This window comes from Vibrio sp. 10N.286.46.A8 (assembly GCF_041470165.1).
Taxonomy (GTDB): Bacteria; Pseudomonadota; Gammaproteobacteria; order Enterobacterales; family Vibrionaceae; genus Vibrio; species Vibrio tasmaniensis_A.
On record NZ_JBFRLX010000375.1, the window covers coordinates 1 to 986 of the forward strand.

Annotated in this window: 1 protein-coding gene; it reads left to right on the forward strand. The window is 39.7% G+C overall.

The window, feature by feature from the left end; translation table 11 throughout:
- Positions 1-842, forward strand: an 842-nt coding sequence (locus AB4232_RS22540) for a condensation domain-containing protein (protein ID WP_372088079.1), incomplete at its 5' end; no start/stop codon positions are given.
- Positions 843-986: the final 144 nt, after the last annotated feature.

Consider the following 986-nt stretch of genomic DNA (forward strand, 5'->3'; position numbering starts at 1 on the left):
ATGGTTACAGTATGAGTCTAATTGAGCAGCGTTGTTCGGAGCTTTATCTGTGTTTAATGAATAACACCGAGCCTACACACCGCTTTAAGACGTTCGAGGTTTACCTCAAAGAAAACACCGATTATTTGGATAGTGACCGTTTCGATGTTGACCGATCTTATTGGGGTAATTATCTTGATTCAGCCAATCTGACGCTGAGTAACCACGATATCTCGGTATCTGATACAGTTTATTGTGAGAGGGATGTTCCTGAGTCGATTAGTGATTCTCTTATCACGGTATCTAAGCAATTAATGATTGGTTGGAGTGACATTCTCACCTTACTGTGTACAGCGTATCTTTATAGGCATTGGCGATCAGACGAACAGACGTCTTTTCCTTTGCCTGTGTGGCTACCATTTATGAATAGAATGGGTAATCCTTGTGCAAACCTACCGTCATTAATGGTCAATACTATTCCTTATATCGGAGAGGTTGCCGATGATGAGTCGGTGGATTCATATCTCAGAAGGGCGGTAAAAGAGCTTAGGGGAAATTATTGCCATGGACGGTATCGAGTAGAGAATAAATGCACATCTGGCGGACACTATTTTATTTCACCATTCATTAATATTTTGCCTTTTGAATCGACAGAATTTCATGGGTGCTCAACGAAACGTCGTATTATTGCTGGTGGAATTGCGGACGGGTTTAACGTAACCTTTCGCGGCTCAAGGCAAGCGAAAAACATGTCTTTAAAGATAGAGGCAGAGAGCAGCCTCTTTGAACTGCATGAACTAACTGATCATGCTAATCATTTACTAAAGTACCTATCTAAAGCTCTAAATTCTGTCTTAGATTAATTCTGCATAAGCTTAATGCTGTCTTATTTTTTAAATTTTTGTTTCAACCCTCCTTCATGAATAGGGCATCTCGTTAGGTGCTCTAACCATCAAAAATCAGAATGCCAAACCCAAGCTAATCGTTAAAAATGATAATTATTATCA